Annotated in this window: 16 protein-coding genes; 13 read left to right on the forward strand and 3 right to left on the reverse strand. The window is 69.7% G+C overall.

Annotated features, from left to right (window positions below):
* Positions 1-49 precede the first annotated feature (49 nt).
* Together LXM50_RS00385 and LXM50_RS00390 are read left to right on the forward strand one after the other, a co-directional pair.
* Positions 50-739, forward strand: a complete 690-nt coding sequence (locus tag LXM50_RS00385) for a 1-acyl-sn-glycerol-3-phosphate acyltransferase (RefSeq protein WP_233309131.1) — start codon at positions 50-52, stop codon at positions 737-739.
* A gap of 61 nt (positions 740-800) precedes the next feature.
* Positions 801-2,135, forward strand: coding sequence for a class II 3-deoxy-7-phosphoheptulonate synthase (locus tag LXM50_RS00390; protein ID WP_233309132.1), 1,335 nt, complete (start codon positions 801-803; stop codon positions 2,133-2,135).
* An 89-nt stretch (positions 2,136-2,224) separates the two neighbouring features.
* Here the strand turns inward: LXM50_RS00390 and pknB are convergent, their stop codons facing one another.
* Together pknB and LXM50_RS00400 are read right to left on the reverse strand one after the other, a co-directional pair.
* Positions 2,225-4,153: a Stk1 family PASTA domain-containing Ser/Thr kinase gene (gene pknB, locus LXM50_RS00395; protein ID WP_233309133.1), complete on the reverse strand. Its 1,929-nt coding sequence runs from the start codon at positions 4,151-4,153 to the stop codon at positions 2,225-2,227.
* A 91-nt stretch (positions 4,154-4,244) separates the two neighbouring features.
* Entirely contained in the window at positions 4,245-5,285 is a 1,041-nt protein-coding gene (locus LXM50_RS00400; RefSeq protein WP_233309134.1) for a LysM peptidoglycan-binding domain-containing protein, read from the reverse strand.
* A gap of 173 nt (positions 5,286-5,458) precedes the next feature.
* Between LXM50_RS00400 and LXM50_RS00405 the strand changes: the two genes are divergently transcribed.
* Positions 5,459-5,809 (forward strand): Rv2175c family DNA-binding protein, encoded by a 351-nt coding sequence (locus LXM50_RS00405; RefSeq protein ID WP_233309135.1) that lies wholly within the window; start codon positions 5,459-5,461, stop codon positions 5,807-5,809.
* A 99-nt stretch (positions 5,810-5,908) separates the two neighbouring features.
* Here LXM50_RS00405 and LXM50_RS00410 read toward each other — a convergent pair whose 3' ends face one another.
* Positions 5,909-6,994, reverse strand: a complete 1,086-nt coding sequence (locus LXM50_RS00410) for a polyprenyl synthetase family protein (RefSeq protein WP_233309136.1) — start codon at positions 6,992-6,994, stop codon at positions 5,909-5,911.
* Positions 6,995-7,130: 136 nt separating this feature from the next.
* On the opposite strand from LXM50_RS00410, the gene LXM50_RS00415 reads away from it, so the two are divergent.
* From LXM50_RS00415 to LXM50_RS00460, 10 genes are all read left to right on the forward strand, one after another.
* Positions 7,131-7,502: a DUF3040 domain-containing protein gene (locus LXM50_RS00415; protein ID WP_233309137.1), complete on the forward strand. Its 372-nt coding sequence runs from the start codon at positions 7,131-7,133 to the stop codon at positions 7,500-7,502.
* Positions 7,503-7,763: 261 nt separating this feature from the next.
* The gene (gene mraZ / locus LXM50_RS00420) at positions 7,764-8,195 is read left to right on the forward strand and encodes a division/cell wall cluster transcriptional repressor MraZ (RefSeq protein WP_233309138.1); all 432 of its coding nucleotides are present in this window, start codon (positions 7,764-7,766) and stop codon (positions 8,193-8,195) included.
* A 108-nt stretch (positions 8,196-8,303) separates the two neighbouring features.
* Positions 8,304-9,257, forward strand: a complete 954-nt coding sequence (rsmH, locus tag LXM50_RS00425) for a 16S rRNA (cytosine(1402)-N(4))-methyltransferase RsmH (RefSeq protein WP_233309139.1) — start codon at positions 8,304-8,306, stop codon at positions 9,255-9,257.
* Entirely contained in the window at positions 9,254-9,829 is a 576-nt protein-coding gene (locus LXM50_RS00430; protein ID WP_233309140.1) for a hypothetical protein, read from the forward strand. The genes rsmH and LXM50_RS00430 overlap by 4 nt, the downstream gene beginning before the upstream one ends.
* A gap of 61 nt (positions 9,830-9,890) precedes the next feature.
* On the forward strand, positions 9,891-11,669 hold the full coding sequence (locus LXM50_RS00435) for a penicillin-binding protein 2 (protein ID WP_233309141.1): 1,779 nt from the start codon (positions 9,891-9,893) through the stop codon (positions 11,667-11,669).
* Between the two features lie 54 nt (positions 11,670-11,723).
* On the forward strand, positions 11,724-13,136 hold the full coding sequence (murF, locus tag LXM50_RS00440; protein WP_233309142.1) for a UDP-N-acetylmuramoyl-tripeptide--D-alanyl-D-alanine ligase: 1,413 nt from the start codon (positions 11,724-11,726) through the stop codon (positions 13,134-13,136).
* Positions 13,133-14,248: a phospho-N-acetylmuramoyl-pentapeptide-transferase gene (gene mraY / locus LXM50_RS00445; RefSeq protein ID WP_233309143.1), complete on the forward strand. Its 1,116-nt coding sequence runs from the start codon at positions 13,133-13,135 to the stop codon at positions 14,246-14,248. The genes murF and mraY overlap by 4 nt, the downstream gene beginning before the upstream one ends.
* Positions 14,245-15,783 carry a UDP-N-acetylmuramoyl-L-alanine--D-glutamate ligase gene (gene murD, locus LXM50_RS00450; protein WP_233309144.1) on the forward strand — a complete coding sequence of 513 codons (1,539 nt, stop codon included), beginning with the start codon at positions 14,245-14,247 and terminating at the stop codon, positions 15,781-15,783. The genes mraY and murD overlap by 4 nt, the downstream gene beginning before the upstream one ends.
* Entirely contained in the window at positions 15,746-16,978 is a 1,233-nt protein-coding gene (locus LXM50_RS00455; RefSeq protein WP_233309145.1) for a putative peptidoglycan glycosyltransferase FtsW, read from the forward strand. Before murD ends, LXM50_RS00455 begins: the two co-directional genes overlap by 38 nt.
* Positions 16,975-18,048, forward strand: a complete 1,074-nt coding sequence (locus LXM50_RS00460; protein WP_233309146.1) for a glycosyltransferase — start codon at positions 16,975-16,977, stop codon at positions 18,046-18,048. The genes LXM50_RS00455 and LXM50_RS00460 overlap by 4 nt, the downstream gene beginning before the upstream one ends.
* Positions 18,049-18,100: the final 52 nt, after the last annotated feature.

Below are 18,100 nucleotides of genomic sequence, written 5' to 3' on the forward strand. Positions count from 1 at the left end.
GCGGACGCGGCTCTCGTCCTCGTCCCTGCAGCGGGATAGACTGCGGGCGATGATCTACTGGTTCATGAAGTACGTCGCCATCGGGCCGCTGGTGAAGGCGATCTTCCGCCCGTGGATCGTGGGCAGGGCGCATGTTCCGGTGTCGGGTGCCGCGATCATGGCGAGCAACCACCTGTCCTTCTCCGACTCGATCTTCCTGCCGCTGATGCTGGATCGGAAGATGTCGTTCCTCGCCAAGAGCGACTACTTCACCGGCCGCGGCCTCAAGGGCTGGGCCACGCGGATGTTCATGAAGGGCACAGGTCAGCTGCCCATCGACCGCTCGGGCGGCAAAGCCTCCGAGGCTTCGCTGAACACCGGGCTCGGCGTGCTCGGCCGCGGCGACCTGCTCGGCATCTACCCCGAGGGCACTCGCAGCCCCGACGGCAAGCTGTACCGCGGTCGCACCGGCATCGCGCGGATGGCGCTGGAGGCGAAGGTCCCGGTGGTCCCTGTCGTGATGGTCGACACCGACGTCGCGATGCCGACCGGGCAGCGCATCCCCAAGATCATGCGCGTGGGCATCGTGATCGGGGAGCCCCTGGACTTCTCCCGATATGCGGGCATGGAGAACGACCGCTACATCCTGCGCTCGGTGACCGACGAGATCATGATCGCGCTGCAGCGGCTGGGCGAGCAGCACTACGAGGACGTCTACGCCTCCACCGTCAAGGACCGCCTCGCCGCGCAGGCGTCGTAGCCGGCGCCGTGCGGGCTTCATAGAGCGATCCGCCCCCGTCCCCGCACCCTAGGATGGGGGGATGCCTCAGCCTCTCGATCTCGACTCGTGGCGCGCCCTCCCGATCAAGCAGCAGCCCCAGTGGCCCGACGCCGAGCGCGTCGCCGAGGTCTCCTCGCAGATCGCCGCACTTCCGCCGCTCGTGTTCGCCGGTGAGGTGGACAACCTCCGCGAGCGTCTCGCCCGTGCTGCCTCCGGGCAGGCGTTCCTGCTGCAGGGCGGCGACTGCGCCGAGACCTTCGCCGGTGCCACCGCCGACCAGATCCGCGACCGCATCAAGACGGTGCTGCAGATGGCGGTCGTGCTCACCTACGGCGCGTCCATGCCCGTGGTGAAGATGGGACGCATGGCCGGGCAGTTCGCCAAGCCGCGTTCGAGCGACACGGAGACCCGCGGCGACGTGACGCTGCCCGCGTACCGCGGCGACATCGTCAACGGCTACGACTTCACGGAGGGCTCCCGCGAGGCGAACCCCTCGCGACTGCTGCAGGGCTACCACACGGCCGCCTCGACGCTGAACCTCATCCGCGCCTTCACCCAGGGTGGATTCGCGGACCTCCGCGAGGTGCACTCCTGGAACCAGGGCTTCGCGAAGAACCCCGCCAACCAGCGCTACGAGCGCATGGCGGCCGAGATCGACCGCGCCATCAAGTTCATGGAGGCGGCGGGCGCCGACTTCGATGAGCTCAAGCGCGTCGAGTTCTTCACCGGCCATGAGGGTCTGCTCATGGACTACGAGCGCCCGATGACCCGCATCGACTCCCGCACCCTGACGCCGTACAACACCTCGGCGCACTTCCTCTGGATCGGGGAGCGCACCCGCGAGCTGGACGGTGCGCACGTCGACTACTTCTCGAAGGTCCGCAACCCCATCGGCGTGAAGCTCGGTCCCACCACGACGACCGACACCGCGCTCGCCCTCATCGACAAGCTCGACCCGAACCGCGAGCCCGGCCGGCTCACGTTCATCACGCGCATGGGTGCGGGCAAGATCCGCGAGGCGCTGCCGCCGCTGCTGCAGGCCGTGAAGGACTCCGGCGCGCAGCCGCTGTGGGTCACCGACCCGATGCACGGCAACGGCATCACCACGCCGACCGGATACAAGACCCGGCGCTTCGATGACGTGGTCGACGAGGTGCGCGGCTTCTTCGAGGCGCACCGCGCCGTCGGCACCTTCCCCGGCGGGATCCACGTGGAGCTCACCGGCGATGACGTGACCGAGTGCCTGGGCGGATCCGAGCAGATCGACGAGGCCGCGCTCGCGACGCGCTACGAGTCGCTGTGCGACCCGCGCCTGAACCACATGCAGTCGCTCGAGCTCGCGTTCCTCGTCGCCGAGGAGCTCGAGAAGCGCTGACATCGTCCGAAGGCCCGGCACTGCGCGCAGCGGATCCGGGCCTTCGTCGTGACCGGGACGGGCCGGTCATCCGGCTGAGGACGCTCCGATCAGCCGGAGACCTTGACCCGGATCGTCGAGTTCTTCTCCACGCTGTCGCCGGCCTTCGGATCCGTCCCGGTCACCTGGAACAGGCTCCACGCGATCTCGGGCACGCTGGTCTGCGGGTTCAGACCCGCATTCGTGAGGGTCTGCATGGCCTCGGCGAGGTTCTTCCCGACGACGTCGGGCACCGTCACGGGCTCCGGCCCCTTGGACACGTTCAGCACGATGGTGTCGCCCGGTCGCCAGTTGCCGCCGCCCTCGCGATCACCGATGCCGATCACGCGACCCTTCGGCACGCTGTCGCTGTAGGAGGAGACCGAGCCGGAGTCGACGCCGAGACCCACGGCCTTGAGCTTGCTCGTGGCGTCGTCCACGGTCAGGCCCGTCACGTCCGGAACCGGACCCAGGGAGGTCAGGAGGCGGATCTGGTCGCCCTCGAAGATGCTGCAGCCTCCGCCGCACTCGTAGGCGTCGCCGCCCGCGCGCGGGGTGACCTCGGCGTTGATGACGAGTCCGCTGTCGGCCCCGGAGAACAGCGCCACGGAATCCTGCAGCTTCAGGTGGAACGGTGCGAGCGCCTTCTTCGCCTGGTCCTCGGTCATCGCGTCGAGCTTCGGGAGATCGTGCTTGGCGGGACCGGTCGAGATCAGCACGGTGACCTTGGCCTTCTTGTCCACGCGTGACCCCGCGGGCGGATCCGTGCGGATCGCCTGGCCCTGCGGCACATTGAGCGAGTTCTCCCCGCCCTGGACGGGGGTGAGCCCCTCCTTCGTGATCGCCGCGGCGGCGACCTCCCAGGTCTTTCCCGCGACCTCCGGAACCGAGAGCTTCGAGCCGGGACCGGATCCGAACCACCAGCCGGTCCCACCCGCCGCCACGGCCAGCAGCAGCACGAGCACCAGCAGCAGCGCGCCGCGGGAGCGCCGGTGCGCGGTGCGGCGGCGCAGTAGCGTCGCGTTGTCGAGCGGCGCCTCTGCCGCGGGGGCTGGGGCGGTCGTGGCCGGGATGCCTGGCAGCACGAGGGTCTGATCCCCGGTGTCGCGCATCGGCACGACCGTCGTCTTCGCGGTGGTCGGGGCGGGCGTCACGCCCAGTTCGCGTTCGATCACGCGCAACCGGTCGAGCATCGCCTGCGCGTCGTCCGGCCGTTCGTCCGGTGTCTTCTCGGTCGCCCACAGCACGAGCTCGTCGAGCTGCTCCGGCACCCCGGGATTGCGCACGCTGGGGCGGGGGACCGAATCGGTGGCGTGCTGGAACGCGATCTGCATCGGCTGCTCGCCCTTGTAGGGCTGCTCGCCGACGAGCATCTCGTACAGCATGATCCCGAGCGCGTAGATGTCACTGCGGGCGTCCGCGGTGCCGCGCGTGACGAGCTCCGGGGCGAGGTAGGCGATCGTGCCCATCAGCTGGGCACCCGAGGCGGTGTTCGCCGTGGTCGCACGCGCCAGGCCGAAGTCGCCGATCTTGATCCGGCCGTCCTCCGCCAGCAGCACGTTCTCCGGCTTGACGTCCCGGTGCACGATGCCGGCGCGATGCGCGGCCGCGAGACCCGACAGCACCGCGTCCATGATCGTGATGGTCTGCGGGACGGTGAGGCGGCGCTGCTCGCGCATGAGCTCGCGCAGCGTGATGCCGGGCAGATACTCCATGACGAGATAGGCGAGCTCGCCGTCCTGACCCTGGTCGAAGACGTTGACGACGTGCGGATCGGCGAGTCGCGCGGCCGCGCGGGCCTCCTGGATGAAGCGGCTCTGGAACACGGAGTCGTCGCTGAGGTGGCCGTGCATGACCTTCAGGGCGATGCGGCGTTCGAGCCGCAGGTCGGTGGCGACGTACACGGTGGCCATGCCGCCACGCGCGATCCGTGCGCGGACGCGGTAGCGACCGTCGACGAGCCGCCCGATGAGGGGGTCGGCTTGTTGGCTGGTCGTCACGGCAAGAGTCTATGGAGAACTCGCTGAGAGCCCGGGGAACGGCTCGCGTGCGGGGGCTTTTCCGTTCACCGGGGGAGCGATCCGCAGCCGCTCAGCCGAGTGCGGCGAGCCAGCCGTCGGCCTGCGGTTCCCACAGTCCGTAGCGGGCGGGGAACGCGGAGATCTGCACCTCCTGGGCGGCCTCGCTGAAGCCGAGGCTCTCCCAGCCGGGGATGTCCAGCAGGCCGTTGGTGTGCGCGGTGCCCACGTAGAACGCCCTGATCGCGTAGTCCGCGTCGGCGATCTGCTCCGGGGATCCCCAGCCGGTGCTGGGGCGCTGCTGGAACAGTCCGATCGAGTCGCGATCTCCGGACGGCGTGTTCACCAGACCGGATTCGACCATCGCCGTGGCCAGGGCGATCGCGATTCCACGATCGCTCACGCCCAGCTCGCGGCCGACGCGGATGATGTGCTGCGCGTTGGCCGTCTGCACATCGTCGAGCACGACCTGCGGGGCGGTGTAGGTGTCCGGTGCAGGCTGAGGCGCAGGATCGGCCGCAGCGGGTGCGGGCGCGGGAGCAGGCGCAGGCGCGGGCGCAGCGAATCGCAGAGTCTGGCCGGGGTAGATGATCGAGTCGGGGGAGAGCCCGTTGGCCGCGTAGAGCTCGGCGAGGGAGATCCCGTGCTCGTGCGCGATCGACCACAGCGTGTCGCCGGCGACCACGGCGTACCCGGGACCGGCGGCGTCCGCTGCGGGGGCCGGCGTCGCCGACTCGGACGCGGCGGGGGAGGGGGCCGGCGCCGTGCCGCCCAGGGCGAGCACCTGGCCGGGGTAGATGATCGAATCGGATCCGAGCCCGTTGGCCGCGTAGAGGGCCGCGACGCTGGTTCCGTGGGCCCGAGCGATGTCCCACAGCGTGTCGCCGTCCTGCACCGTGTAGGCGGTCACCGGGGCGAGCTCGACCGGCACGGTCCTCGCTGCGAGAGCAGCCGCGGCCGCTCCGGTCGGCAACGCGGTCAGCCCAGGCGCGGGGACGCGAGCGGGCGTGTGCGCCTGAGCGGGCGTCGCGACGAGCGCGGTCGCCACCGTGGTCAGCAGCACGGTCGGTACGGCGAGGCCGAGAGCACGGCGCGTACTCGGTGTGGTCGTCATGGATCCCCCGATTCTGACGTCTGGCACCGGTGCGCGGCATCGCGCGTCGGCCCTACGACGTTGTCACGGATGTAAAGGCAAGTCAACCGAAGTGACAAATGTGAAAGATGAGATCAGCGTGGGAAATGGGCGCCGTGACCGCCGCCCCGGCCGGGGGATGAGAACATTGCTGGGTGTCTGAAACGGAAACGGCGGCCCCCGCGGCCGAATGGCTGACCCTTCCTGAACTCGTCGAGATCCTCGGCGAGCCGCTGGGGCGTGTGCACCGGCTCTTCGACGAGCAGCATCTCGTCGGCTCCCGGCGCAACGGGCCGCTCGCGGTTCCGGCCGTCTTCCTGAAGGACGACCAGCCGCTGGGCTCGCTGCGCGGCACCATCATCGTGCTCAAGGACGCCGGGTTCAGCGACGACGAGGTCATCGACTGGCTGCTCGCCGAGGAGGAGTCCATCGGTCGTGCCCCGATCGCGGCTCTGCGCGATGGCCACAAGAGCGAGGTCCGGCGGGTCGCACGCGCCCTGGCCTGAACCGCAGAGCCCAGGTCGGGTCCGCCGAGCCTGATCGGGTTCGTGCCGAGCTCGATCAGCACGGCGGTCGGCGGGACATCCGGCCGGTCGTCGCTGCGGTCAGGCCGTGCGCTGTGTCGCATCGCGGGCGAGCCCGCGCAGCAGGTCGAGCGCCCCGGCATCCAGCGGCGCCTCCCGCAGGGCGGCTTCGCCGGCTTCGGCGTATTCCACGATGAGCTGTTCCATGCGGGTGAGTGCGCCGGACTCCATGATGATCGCCTGCAGGCTCGAGATCTGATCCGCGGTCAGCTGGGGATCGCCCAGCAGCTCGTCGACGAGACGCCGGCCCTGGGGTGCGAGCGCCTGCCGGGTCCACGCGATGAGCAGGGTGCGCTTGCCCTCGCGCAGGTCGTCGCCGGCCGGCTTGCCGGTGACCTGCTCGTCGCCGAAGACGCCGAGCACGTCGTCGCGCAGCTGGAAGGCCATGCCGAGCGGGTGCCCGAAGGCGCGCAGGGCGGCCTGCTGGGCCTGATCGGCGCCGGCGATCACCGCTCCGATCAGCAGCGGCTGCTCGACGCTGTACCGCGCCGCCTTCAACGAGACGACGCGCAGGGCGCGTTCGGAATGGCCGTCGTCGAGGTTCACACTCCACGCCGACTCCTCGGCGATGTCGAGGAACTGTCCGATCGTGACGTCACGGCGCATCCGGGCGTACTCCGCGCGGACGGCGCCGGCGTGCGGACTCGTCGAGATCCCGGCCTCCAGCAGGTCATCGCTCCACGCCACGAGCAGGTCGCCGAGCAGTACGGCGGCGGCGCGACCGAACTCGACGGCGTTGCCGCTCCATCCCTGTCCGACGTGCGCGGCCTCCAGGGCGCGGTGCGCCGAGGGCCGGCCTCGGCGCGTGTCGGAGTTGTCGATCAGATCGTCATGCACGAGTGCGGCGGACTGGAACACCTCGAGCGCGGCGCAGGCGTCCCAGAGCGCGGTCGGCGGAGCGTCGATCCCGTCAAGGCCCGCAACCGAGGCCCATCCCGCATGGCAGAACCGCGCACGCAGGCGCTTGCCGCCGCGCAGGGTCGCCTCGGCGGACGAGACGAAGGCCGAGGCATCGGGGCCGTACGTCGCGGTCTCCTCGCGCATCCGGGCGACGAAGGCGTCGAGACGGGCGGAGACCTGGTCGATCACAGCGGATGAGGATGCCACCGGATCAGCCTACTCAGCGCGATCGAGCCGGACGGGCGCGGATTCTGCAAGGTGATGCGCAACTCCCAGGCGAATCCCTACCCCGGGGCATCCCGGCGCGCGTAGACTGGGCGGAAGACCACCCGAGGGGGACGAAATGCCACTCTCCGAACAGGAGCAGCGCCTGCTCGATGAGATGGAGCGCCATCTCATGCAGAACGACGCCGACGTCGTTTCCGCGCACGCAGGAGACCGCGCGCTCAGCTATCGCAATCTCATCTACGGAGCCGTGCTGCTGCTCGCCGGCGTCGGCGGCCTGATCGTGGGCGTCGTGGTGGGCAACATCGGCGGGATCATCATCGGCGTGGTCGCCTTCGCCGCCATGCTCGGGGGGCTGATGCTCGCCCTCACGCCGGTGCACCACAGCGGCGGACGCGACGCAGGCCCCAGCTCCAAGAGCAAAGAGCCGTCCCCGTCGTTCATGGACCGCATGAACGATCGGTGGGACCGTCGGCATGAGGAGCGCTGATCTCCTCACTGTGACCTCCTGAGGGTCCGGCGGCTTCGGCCGCCGGACCCTCAGTCGTCCGCGGGTCCGATCGGCCCCGGCATCCTCCCCTTCGCTCCACCACTCCCTCCACTTCACTCCACAGGCCCCGGTTCCGCGTGATCTCGCGGAACCGGGGCCTTCGTCGTGCCCCGCGCGGTGCCCGCCGAGACACGAATAGGTATCGAAATGGAGGGAAGTGGAGTAAAGTGGAGGAAACGGCGGCGAAAGGGGGATAGGCGCATGTTGCTCGGCACGCATTCCCCCAAGCTCGACGACAAGGGCCGCGTCATCCTTCCCGCCAAATTCCGCGAGGATCTGGCCGGGGGCATCGTCGTCACCCGCGGACAGGACCGCTGTCTGTACGTGTTCAGCACGGCGGAGTTCGAGAGCGTGCACGAACGCATCCGGCAGGCGCCTCTCGCGAACAAGGAGGCGCGCGCGTTCCTGCGCATGTTCCTCTCGGGAGCGAGCGCGGAGATGCCGGACAGCCAGAACCGCATCACCATCCCCGCTCACCTGCGCACGTACGCGGGCCTGGGCAAGGAGCTCATCGTCACCGGCGTCGGCGCGCACGCCGAGATCTGGGACGCGGCGGCGTGGAACGCGTACGCCGAAGGACACGAAGACGCCTTCGCCGAACTCGAGGAGGAGGTGATCCCCGGCCTGTTCTGAACCGGCCCCTGGCTGTGACTCCCAGCCGCTCCCGCCCCGGCGCACCTTCCCCGGTGCCGGGTCGAGCGGATGGGGATCAGGGTCAGGGACTGGAAGGCCGAAGGAACCATGGACATCCGTCGCATACACACCCCCGTGATGCTCGAGCGCTGCGTCGAGCTGCTGGCTCCTGCGCTGCAGCACGACGGCGCGGTCCTCGTCGATGCCACGCTCGGAATGGGCGGGCACTCCGAGGCGTTCCTCGAGCGTCTGCCGAACATCCGCCTGGTCGGACTCGACCGCGACACCGACGCGCTGCGGATCGCGGGGGAGCGGCTGGCCCGCTTCGGCGATCGCGTGACCCTCGTGCACACGGTCTACGACGCGATCGGCACCCACGCCCAGGGTGCGTCGGGGATCCTGTTCGACCTGGGGGTCTCCTCACTGCAACTGGACGAGGCCGAGCGCGGCTTCGCCTACGCCAAGGACGCGCCGCTGGACATGCGGATGGACCAGTCGAGCGGCGTCACCGCCGCCGAGGTGCTCGCGACCTACAGCGAGGGGCAGCTGCGCCGCATCTTCGAGCGCTACGGCGAGGAGAAGCTCGCCGGCCGCTATGCCCGAGCGATCGTGCAGGCCCGCCAGTCCGCGCCGCTGGAGCGCTCCGGACGCCTGGTCGAGGTGCTGCAGGACGCCACCCCGGCAGCGGTGGCGCGCGCAGGGCACCCCGCGAAGCGCGTGTTCCAGGCGCTGCGCATCGAAGTGAACCGCGAACTGAACGTGCTCGCCGACGCGATCCCCGCCGCCATGGACGCGCTCGTCCTGGGCGGGCGGATCGTCGTCATGTCCTACCAATCCCTGGAGGACCGGCTGGTCAAGCAGGCGTTCGCCGCGGCTTCGGCATCGACGGCTCCGGCGGGCCTGCCGGTCGAGCTGCCGGAGCACGCGCCGCGATTCAAGAACCTGACGAAGGGCGCGGAGCTCGCCGACGAGGAGGAGCGCGCGGCCAACCCCCGCGCCATCCCGGTGCGCCTGCGCGCCGCAGAACGTGTGAGAGACGATCAGAGGAGCGCCGCGCGATGAGCCTGGCCGAGAACGCCCTGCTGCAGCCCGAGTTCGACGACCCGCAGCGGTCGCGCCACCTCCGTGCGATCGAACGCCCCGCCCGACGCCGCCGTCCTCGTCTGGCGTACGCCATCGTGGCGCTGGCCGGAGCGGCCCTCATCGCCGGCGCGCAGATCGCGCTGACCATCGCGACCACGCAGGACTCGTTCGCGGTCGCGAAGCTGACCCAGCAGAACAAGCAGCTGACCTGGCAGGCGCAGGCCGCGGCTCAGGACCTCGACGGGATCAGCTCGCCGCAGTCACTCGCGGCGGAGGCGAGCAAACTCGGGCTCGTGGTCGGCGGCAGTGCGAGCTACCTGCGGCTGAGCGACGGCGGCGTCATCGGCGCCGCGGGCCCCGCGCCGTGGGCGTCCACGGTCAACCCCACCGGCGGGAACGCCGTGCCGAACGCCCTGGTCCGCGACACGCCGCCCGCCACCGCGACGAAGCCGGGGGGAGCAGGCGTAGAACCGAAGACACAGGAGAAGGCTCCCGTGCAGGTGGAGGCCCCGCCGACGGCAGAGGGCCTGCCGAGTCCGACCATCCGCTGACCCGAGCCGCCGACGACCAGCCCGAGACGATGACAGACCGCGAGCCCCGGACGGAGATCCGATGACACCCCGAGCCAGCCGGACACCGCGCCGGCGGACCGTCCTCGCCCTCGCTGTGATCGCCGCGATCATCTGCGGTTTCCTGGTCCGACTGGTCGACATCCAGGTCGTCAGCGCCTCCGCGAACGTCAAGGAATCGATGGACTGGAGCCTCGGCACCACGCGCGACATCGACGGCGCCCGGGGCACGATCGTGGACTCGAACGGCACCGTCCTCGCCGAGAGTCAGCTGGTGTACGACATCACCATGGATCCCTCGGCGATGAAGGGGCTGGAGGAGGCGAAGTCGAAGCCGAAGCTCCCTTGGGCGAAAGCCTCGGAGAAGATCGCCGAGATCATCGGCGAGAGCGGCGACACCGTGCGCAAGGAAGTCTCCGACTCGCTCAAGGCGAACCCGGAGTCGCAGTACGTCGAGCTGAAGAAGGGCGTCGACACCGACCAGTTCCTCAAGCTCCGCGCGCTCGATCTGGCCTACCTCTGGCCGAAGCCGCGCTCGATCAGGGTCTATCCGAACGGCGCCGTCGCAGGCAACCTCCTCGGGTTCATCTCGGGCGACGGCGAGCTCACCGGACTCGAACAGACGCAGAACAGCTGCCTGAGCGCCACCAAGGGCAAGGAGAGCTACCTCCAGGGCAAAGACGGCGTCGTCATCCCCGGCAGTCAGAGCGAGACGCCCGCGGTCGACGGCGGCACGGTGCAGCTCACGATCAACACGGAGCTGCAGTGGTACCTGCAGCAGATGATCTCCGAAGAGGTCAAGACGCAGGCGGCCAAAGCGGGCACGGTGACGGTCGTCGAGGTCGGCACGGGCAAGATCCGTGCGGCCGCCGAGTTCCCGAGCGTCGACCCCAACGACCCCGGCGCCGCGAACCCCGAGGACCGAGGATCCCGGATCTTCTCGACGAGCTTCGAGCCCGGATCCACCTTCAAGGCCATCACCGCCGCATCGGTCATGGAGTATGCGAACGCGAACGCCTCGACGAGGATCACGGGAGCCTCCAGCCATGAGGAGTTCCCGAACGGCGCCGTGATCAACGACGCGTTCGAGCACCCGGCCTACGACTACACGCTCGCGGGGGCCCTGATCGACTCCTCGAACGTGGCGCTGTCCAAATTCGGCGACATGGTCACCGACCAGCAGCGCTATGACGAGCTGGTCAAGTTCGGGGTGGGCAGCAAGACCGCCATCGACTTCCCCGGCGAAGCCTCCGGCGTCATCCACCCGGTCAAGGACTGGGACTACCAGTCGCACTACACGACCACCTTCGGGCAGTACTACACGGTCACCGCGCCGCAGGTTGCGAGCGCGTACCAGGCCATCGCGAACGGCGGGGTGAAGGTCCCGCTGTCCCTGGTGGAGTCCTGCACCGACGCGGCGGGCAAGGTCACGAAAGCGCCGGCGCCCAAGCCGCAGCGCGTGTTCGACGCGACCAAGGACGCCGAACTCAGCCGCATGATCGAGAACGTCGCCGAGCAGGGCAGCGTCTCCGACCTGATCAAGGTCCCCGGCTACCGCATCGCGGCCAAGACCGGAACCGCCCAGAAGCCGGATCCGGAGACGGGCGCCTACAAGGAGGGGATCTACTTCACCAGCATGGTGGGATACGCCCCCGCCGACCATCCCGAGTACGTCGTCGTGGTCACCCTCGACGAGCCCACTAGGGTAACCTCGTCTGCGGCCACCGCGCCCGCCTTCCAGAAGGCGATGACGCAGGTGCTGAAGACCTATCGCGTGCAGCCGTCCACCACCCCCATGGAACCGCTGCTGCCCAAGTACTAGTGATGGCTGCCGTCGCCTCGAGGTGGCGGCATCGCCCTCGGAGGATCCCTTCCCATGATCGGTCTGTCCCTCGCGGAGATCGCCGAGATCGTCGGCGGTGATCTGCGCCCCGCTGCAGGTCACGATCCCGCATCGATCGTCTCCGGTGTCGTCGACACCGACTCGCGCCAGATGACCCAGGGCGGTGTCTTCGTCGCCAAGCCCGGTGAGCACACCGACGGCCACCGGTTCGTGGGCGCGGCGCTGGAGAACGGTGCGGTGCTGGCGCTCGTCGAGCACCCCGTCGCCGAGGCGATCTCGCAGATCGTCGTGCCCGATGTCGTCGACGCCATCGCGGAGCTCGCCCGTGCGGTCGTCGCCAGGGTCCGTGCCGCCGGCGGCCTGCGCATCGTCGGCGTGACCGGATCCAACGGCAAGACCACGACGAAGAACTTCCTGGCGCGGATCCTTCAGGACGAGGGCGAGACGATCGCTCCGATCGCGTCGTACAACAACGAGGTCGGCGCGCCGCTCACGATGCTGCGGATCACCGACACCACGCGCTTCCTGGTATGCGAGTTCGGCGCCAGCGCGCCGCGGGAGATCGCCCGCCTGGCCGGTCTCGTGACCCCCGACGTCGTGATCGAGCTCATGGTCGGGCTCGCGCACGCCGGCGGCTTCGGCGGCATCGAGGAGACCGCGCGGGCAAAGGCCGAACTGGTCGAGGTCGCCGCGCCCGGCGGCACCGCGGTGCTGAACCTGGACGACCCGCGCGTGGCGGGCATGGCGTCCCTCGCCGAGGAGCGCGGACTGCGGATCGTCGGCTTCGGCCAGGGGACCGCGGCAGACGTGCGCGCCGCCGAGATCGACGTCACCCCGTCCGGCACGTCGTGCATCGTCCACGTGGACGGGCAGGCGCTGCCGTTGCGTCTGCAGGTGCTCGGGGCGCATCACGTGAACAACGCGATCGCCGCGATCGCCGCGACCGGCGCCCTCGGCGTCGCACCCGCTGACGCCATCGCGCGCCTGGAGACCGTGCAGCTGGCTGAACGGTGGCGCATGCAGCCCATGGGCGGTACGGACGTGCGCATCATCAACGACGCGTACAACGCGAGCCCGGACTCGATGGCCGCCGCCCTGCGCACGCTCGCGCAGATCACCGGTCCCGACGAGCGCACGGTCGCCGTGCTGGGTGCGATGAGCGAGCTCGGCGAGACGGCCGGCGACGAGCACGACCGGATCGGCCTGCTCGCCGTGCGTCTGAACATCCAGCGCATCGTCGTGGTCGGCGCCGAGGCGCGCCGGCTCTACCTGGCTGCCGTGGGCGAGGGCTCGTGGGACGGCGAAGCCGTGCATCTTGCGGACGCCGACGCCGCCTTCGAGTACCTCCAGCGCGAGCTGCGCCCCGGTGATCGGGTGCTCGTGAAGTCGTCCAATTCCGCCGGGCTCCGGTTCCTCGGCGATCGTCTGGGAGAATCGTTCTCGTGAGATCCCTGCTTACCTCCGCCGCGATCTCCCTCGCGTTCACGCTCCTGCTGACGCCGGTGTTCCTCCGGCTGTTCCGGAAGTGGGGCTGGGGGCAGGTCATCCGCACGCCGGAATCGATCAGCAACCCCAGCCATCAGGCGAAGCGGGGCACGCCGACCATGGGCGGCGTCATCTTCATCCTCGGCACCGTCGTCGGGTACGGCGTCGGCACCTTCACCGGAGGCAGCTATCCGACGGTCTCCGGACTGCTGGTCATCTGGCTCATGCTGGGCTTCGGCGCGGTCGGCTTCATCGACGACTACATGAAGCTGCGACAGCGCAACAGCCTCGGGCTCTCGGGCTGGCGCAAGATCCTCGGCCAGGTGCTGGTCATGGTCCCGTTCGGCATCGTGGCGCTCACGGTGCGCAGCCCGTCGGGCAACACCCCGGCCAGCGGGTTCGTGTCGCTCTTCCGCGACATCCCCGTGCTGTGGCTGTTCGCCCTGGGCCCCATCGTCGGCTGGCTGCTGTACCTGCTCTGGATCTCGGTGATCGGCATCGCCACCTCCAACAGCGTCAACCTCACCGACGGCCTGGACGGCCTCGCCGCGGGGTGCGCAGTGTTCGTGATCGGCGCGTACAGCCTCATCTCGTTCTGGCAGTTCAAGCAGTCCTGCGCCGCCGAGTCGCTCTCGCCGTCGTCGCTGGCCGGCTGCTACGACGTCGCGCACCCGTTCGATCTGGCCGTCATCTCCGCGTCCTTCGTCGGCGCGCTGATCGGCTTCCTGTGGTGGAACGCGCCCAAGGCGAAGGTCTTCATGGGCGACGTCGGATCCATGTCTATCGGCGGCGTGATCGCCGCACTCGCGATCCTCACCCGCACCGAGCTGCTGCTCGTGCTGCTCGCGGGCGTCTTCATCATCGCGTCGGGCTCGGTCATCGTGCAGCTGGCCTACTTCAAGCTAACCCGTGGCAAGCGCCTGTTCCTGCAGAGCCCGTTCCATCATCATCTCGAGATGCGCGGCTGGCCGGAGGCGACGATCGTGGTCCGCATGTGGATCATCGCCGGTCTGCTCTCCGTGTCGGCGTTCGGCCTGTTCTACGTCGAGTGGCTGAGGCTGACCAGCTCATGACGCGCGATCTCGATGCGCTGACCAGCTGGCACGCCGACTGGCGAGGACTGCGGGTCGCGGTGCTCGGGCTGTCCGTGACCGGATTCTCGGTCGCCGACACCCTGGCCGAGCTCGGCGCGGAGGTGCTGGTGCTCTCCGAGAGCGCCACCGAGGAGTACGAGCGCCTGGTGCCGCTGATCGGCGCCGAGCTGTGGATCGGAGACCTCGGATCCGTCCCCGAGCGACTCGTCGAGTTCGCACCGGAGGTCGTCATCGCGTCGCCGGGGTTCGCGCCCGCGCATCCGGTCATCGCATGGACCCGCGCGAGCTCGATCGCGCTGTGGGGCGACATCGAGCTCGCCTGGCGGGTGCGGGACAAGGTCCTCCGTGACGACGGCACCCCCGCGGAATGGGTGCTGATCACGGGGACGAACGGCAAGACCACGACGACCCAGCTCACCGCGACGATGCTCGTGGCGGGCGGCCTGCGCGCTGCTCCCTGCGGCAACATCGGCGTGCCCGTGCTCGACGCGGTGCGCGACCCGGGCGGCTTCGACGTGCTCGTGGTCGAGCTGTCCAGCCACCAGCTCTGGTACCTGGGGCTCTCCGACGCGGTCGGTCAGCCGGTGCCGTGGGCGGCCACGTGCCTCAATCTCGCCGACGACCACCTCGTGTGGCACGGCAGTGCGGAGGCGTACCGCGAAGCCAAAGCCGTCGTGTACCGCAACACCCGCATCGCCTGCGTATACAACAAGGCCGATGCGGCCACGCAGCGCATGGTCGAGGACGCCGACGTCATCGACGGCGCCCGTGCGATCGGATTCGGGCTCGGAATCCCCGGCCCCAGCGACCTGGGCGTGGTGGAGGGGATCCTCGCCGACCGCGCCTTCCTCGACGACCGCCATCACAGCGCCCTCGAGCTCACGACTGTGGCGGATCTCGCCGCGCACGGGCTGAACGCCCCCCACATCGTGCAGAACATTCTCGCCGCGGCGGCTCTCAGCCGGTCGCTCGGCGTCGAGCCCGCCGCGATCAGGACGGCGCTCGACGGCTTTCGCCTCGATGCGCATCGCATCGAGGTCGTCGCCCGTTCTGCGGGGATCACCTGGGTGGACGATTCGAAGGCGACGAACCCGCACGCCGCGCAGTCGTCGCTGCGGGCGTTCCCGGGCGCGATCTGGGTCGTCGGCGGTGACCTGAAGGGCGTCGACCTGTCGGAGCTCGTGGCCGGAGCGGGGGCGACCGCCCGCGCGGCCCTCGTCATCGGCGTCGACCGGACGCATCTGCTCGAGGCGTTCGCACGACACGCGCCCGCGGTGCAGGTCCTGGAGGTAGTCCCCGGCGACACTGAAGAGGTCATGACCCGGGTGGTGGAACTGGCCGCGGGCATCGCCCAGGAGGGGGACACCGTGCTCCTCGCTCCTGCGGCGGCGTCCTTCGATCAGTTCGCCAGCTATGCGGATCGTGGCCACCGCTTCGCCGAGGCGGTGCGGCAGTGGATCGATCAGGGGAGTGCCGGTGACGCAGGTGGGAGCACGTCCGGCGTCGACGCCTGAGCCGCGCGTCGACGGGCTCGCCGCGCGAGTGAGGCTCGGTCGCGTGTTCCGCCCGGTGTCCACCGAGTTCGCGCTGATCACGTCGACGTCGCTGCTGTTGACGGTGTTCGGTCTGGTGATGATCCTGTCGGCGTCGAGCGCGAACGCGGTCGACCAGGGACTGGGCCCGTTCTCGATCGTCCTGACCCAGGCGATCGTGGCGGCCCTCGGCGTGCCGATGATGTTCCTCGTGAGCCGGCTGCCCGTCCTGTTCTGGAAGCGCATGGCATGGGTCGTGCTGATCGGGGCCGTGGCTCTGCAGATGCTGATCTACACGCCCCTGGGCTGGACCAACGACGGCAATACCAACTGGGTGAGGATCGCCGGGCAGGTGATCCAGCCCTCGGAGTTCATCAAGCTGTCGCTGGCCATCTGGGCCGGGTTCATCCTGTGGCGCAAGCAGGATCTGCTCGGCCGCTGGCAGCACGTCTACATCCCGCTTCTGCCCGTTGCATTCCTCGCCATCGGATCCGTCTACGGCGGCGGCGATCTCGGCACATCGATGGTGCTGTTCCTGATCCTGCTGGGAGCGATGTTCTTCGCCGGCGTCCGGGTGCGGGTCATCCTGATGCCGCTGCTGGCTATCGGCACCGCGGTGCTGCTTTTCGCCCTGACCGACGAACGGCGGCGGCTGCTCATCCTCAGCATGTTCAGCAGCAAGAGCGACACCAGTTGCTACCTCACCACGTGTTACCAGCAGGTGCACGCGATCTGGGGCATGGCCAACGGTGGCATCTTCGGGCTCGGTCTGGGCAACTCGCGCGAGAAGTACGGCTGGCTCCCCGCCGCGTCCAACGACTACATCTTCGCGATCGTGGGGGAGGAGCTGGGGCTGATCGGCTGTGCGCTCGTGCTGGCGCTGTTCGTGCTCTTCGCTGTCGCCGTCTTCCGGATGATCCGCAAGACGGACGACCTGTTCGTCCGCATCACATCCGGCGGCATCGTCGTGTGGATCCTCTCCCAGGCGCTCATCAACATCGGCGTCGTCCTGCGCGTGTTCCCGGTTCTGGGTGTCCCGCTGCCGTTCATGTCTCAGGGCGGCACGTCGCTGCTGTCCGTACTGCTGGCCTGCGGTGTGCTGCTGTCATTCGCGCGGACGCTGCCGGCGCCCGCGCAGGGATCGGCCGCAGGTCGGTCCGGTACCCTCCTGAAGTGACCACGTATCTTCTGGCCGGCGGCGGGACCGCCGGGCATGTCAACCCGCTGCTCGCCGTCGCCGACGGCCTGCGCGCCCGTGATCCCGAGGCGACCGTGCTGGTCCTCGGCACCCGCGAAGGCCTCGAGGCGCGGCTGGTGCCGCAGCGCGGGTACGAGCTGCTCACGATCGACAAGGTCCCCTTCCCTCGCCGCCCGAACGGTGCGGCCCTGGCGTTCCCGGCGCGGTTCGCACGTGCCGTCAAGCAGGTGCGCACCTACATCCGCGAGCACGGCGTCGAGGCGGTGATCGGCTTCGGCGGCTACGCCTCGGCCCCCGCGTACGTGGCCGCGCGGCGCGAACGCGTCCCGTTCGTCGTGCACGAGGCCAACGCCCGTCCTGGCATGGCGAACGTGCTGGGCGCCCGCACCGCGGCGGCGGTCGGCGTCGCATTCCCCGGCACGCCTCTGCGCCGGGGCGAGCTCGTCGGCATGCCGTTGCGCCGGGAGATCGTCGATCTGGACCGCGCCGCTCTCCGCGCGGAGGCCGCGGCGGAGTTCGGTCTGGATCCGGAGCGGCCCGTGCTGCTCGTGTTCGGCGGCTCGCTCGGCGCGCAGCGCCTGAACGAGGCGATCGCCGGATCCTGGCGGGACATCCTCGACGCGGGGTGGCAGATCCTGCATGCGACCGGCGACCGCTCGGACATGCCGGATCCTGGCGCTTCGGGTTATGCGATGCGTCGCTACCTGGATCGGATGGATCTGGCGTTCGCCCTGGCGGATCTGATCCTGTCCCGCTCCGGTTCGGCGACCGTCAGCGAGATCAGCGCTCTCGGGATCCCTGCCGTCTACGTGCCCTACGCCGTCGGCAACGGCGAGCAGCGTCTGAATGCGGCGGCCGCGATCGAGGCGGGCGCCGCCGTGCTGATCGAGGACGGCCAGCTCACCCCGGAGCGCGTACGGAGCGAGGTGGTCCCGCTGCTGGGCGACGACGTCCGCCGTGCCTCGATGCGGCAGGCCGCCGAGCTCGTCGGATCGCGCACCGGGACCGAGGACCTCATCGCCCTCGCCGACCGCGCACTCGCACACTGAGAGCCGCCCCCGCCCTGACCCGGCGAGCCAGGCCTCCGGCCCGCTCGCCCCG

The organism is Microbacterium sp. Au-Mic1, from assembly GCF_021341785.1.
Classification (GTDB): domain Bacteria; phylum Actinomycetota; class Actinomycetes; order Actinomycetales; family Microbacteriaceae; genus Microbacterium.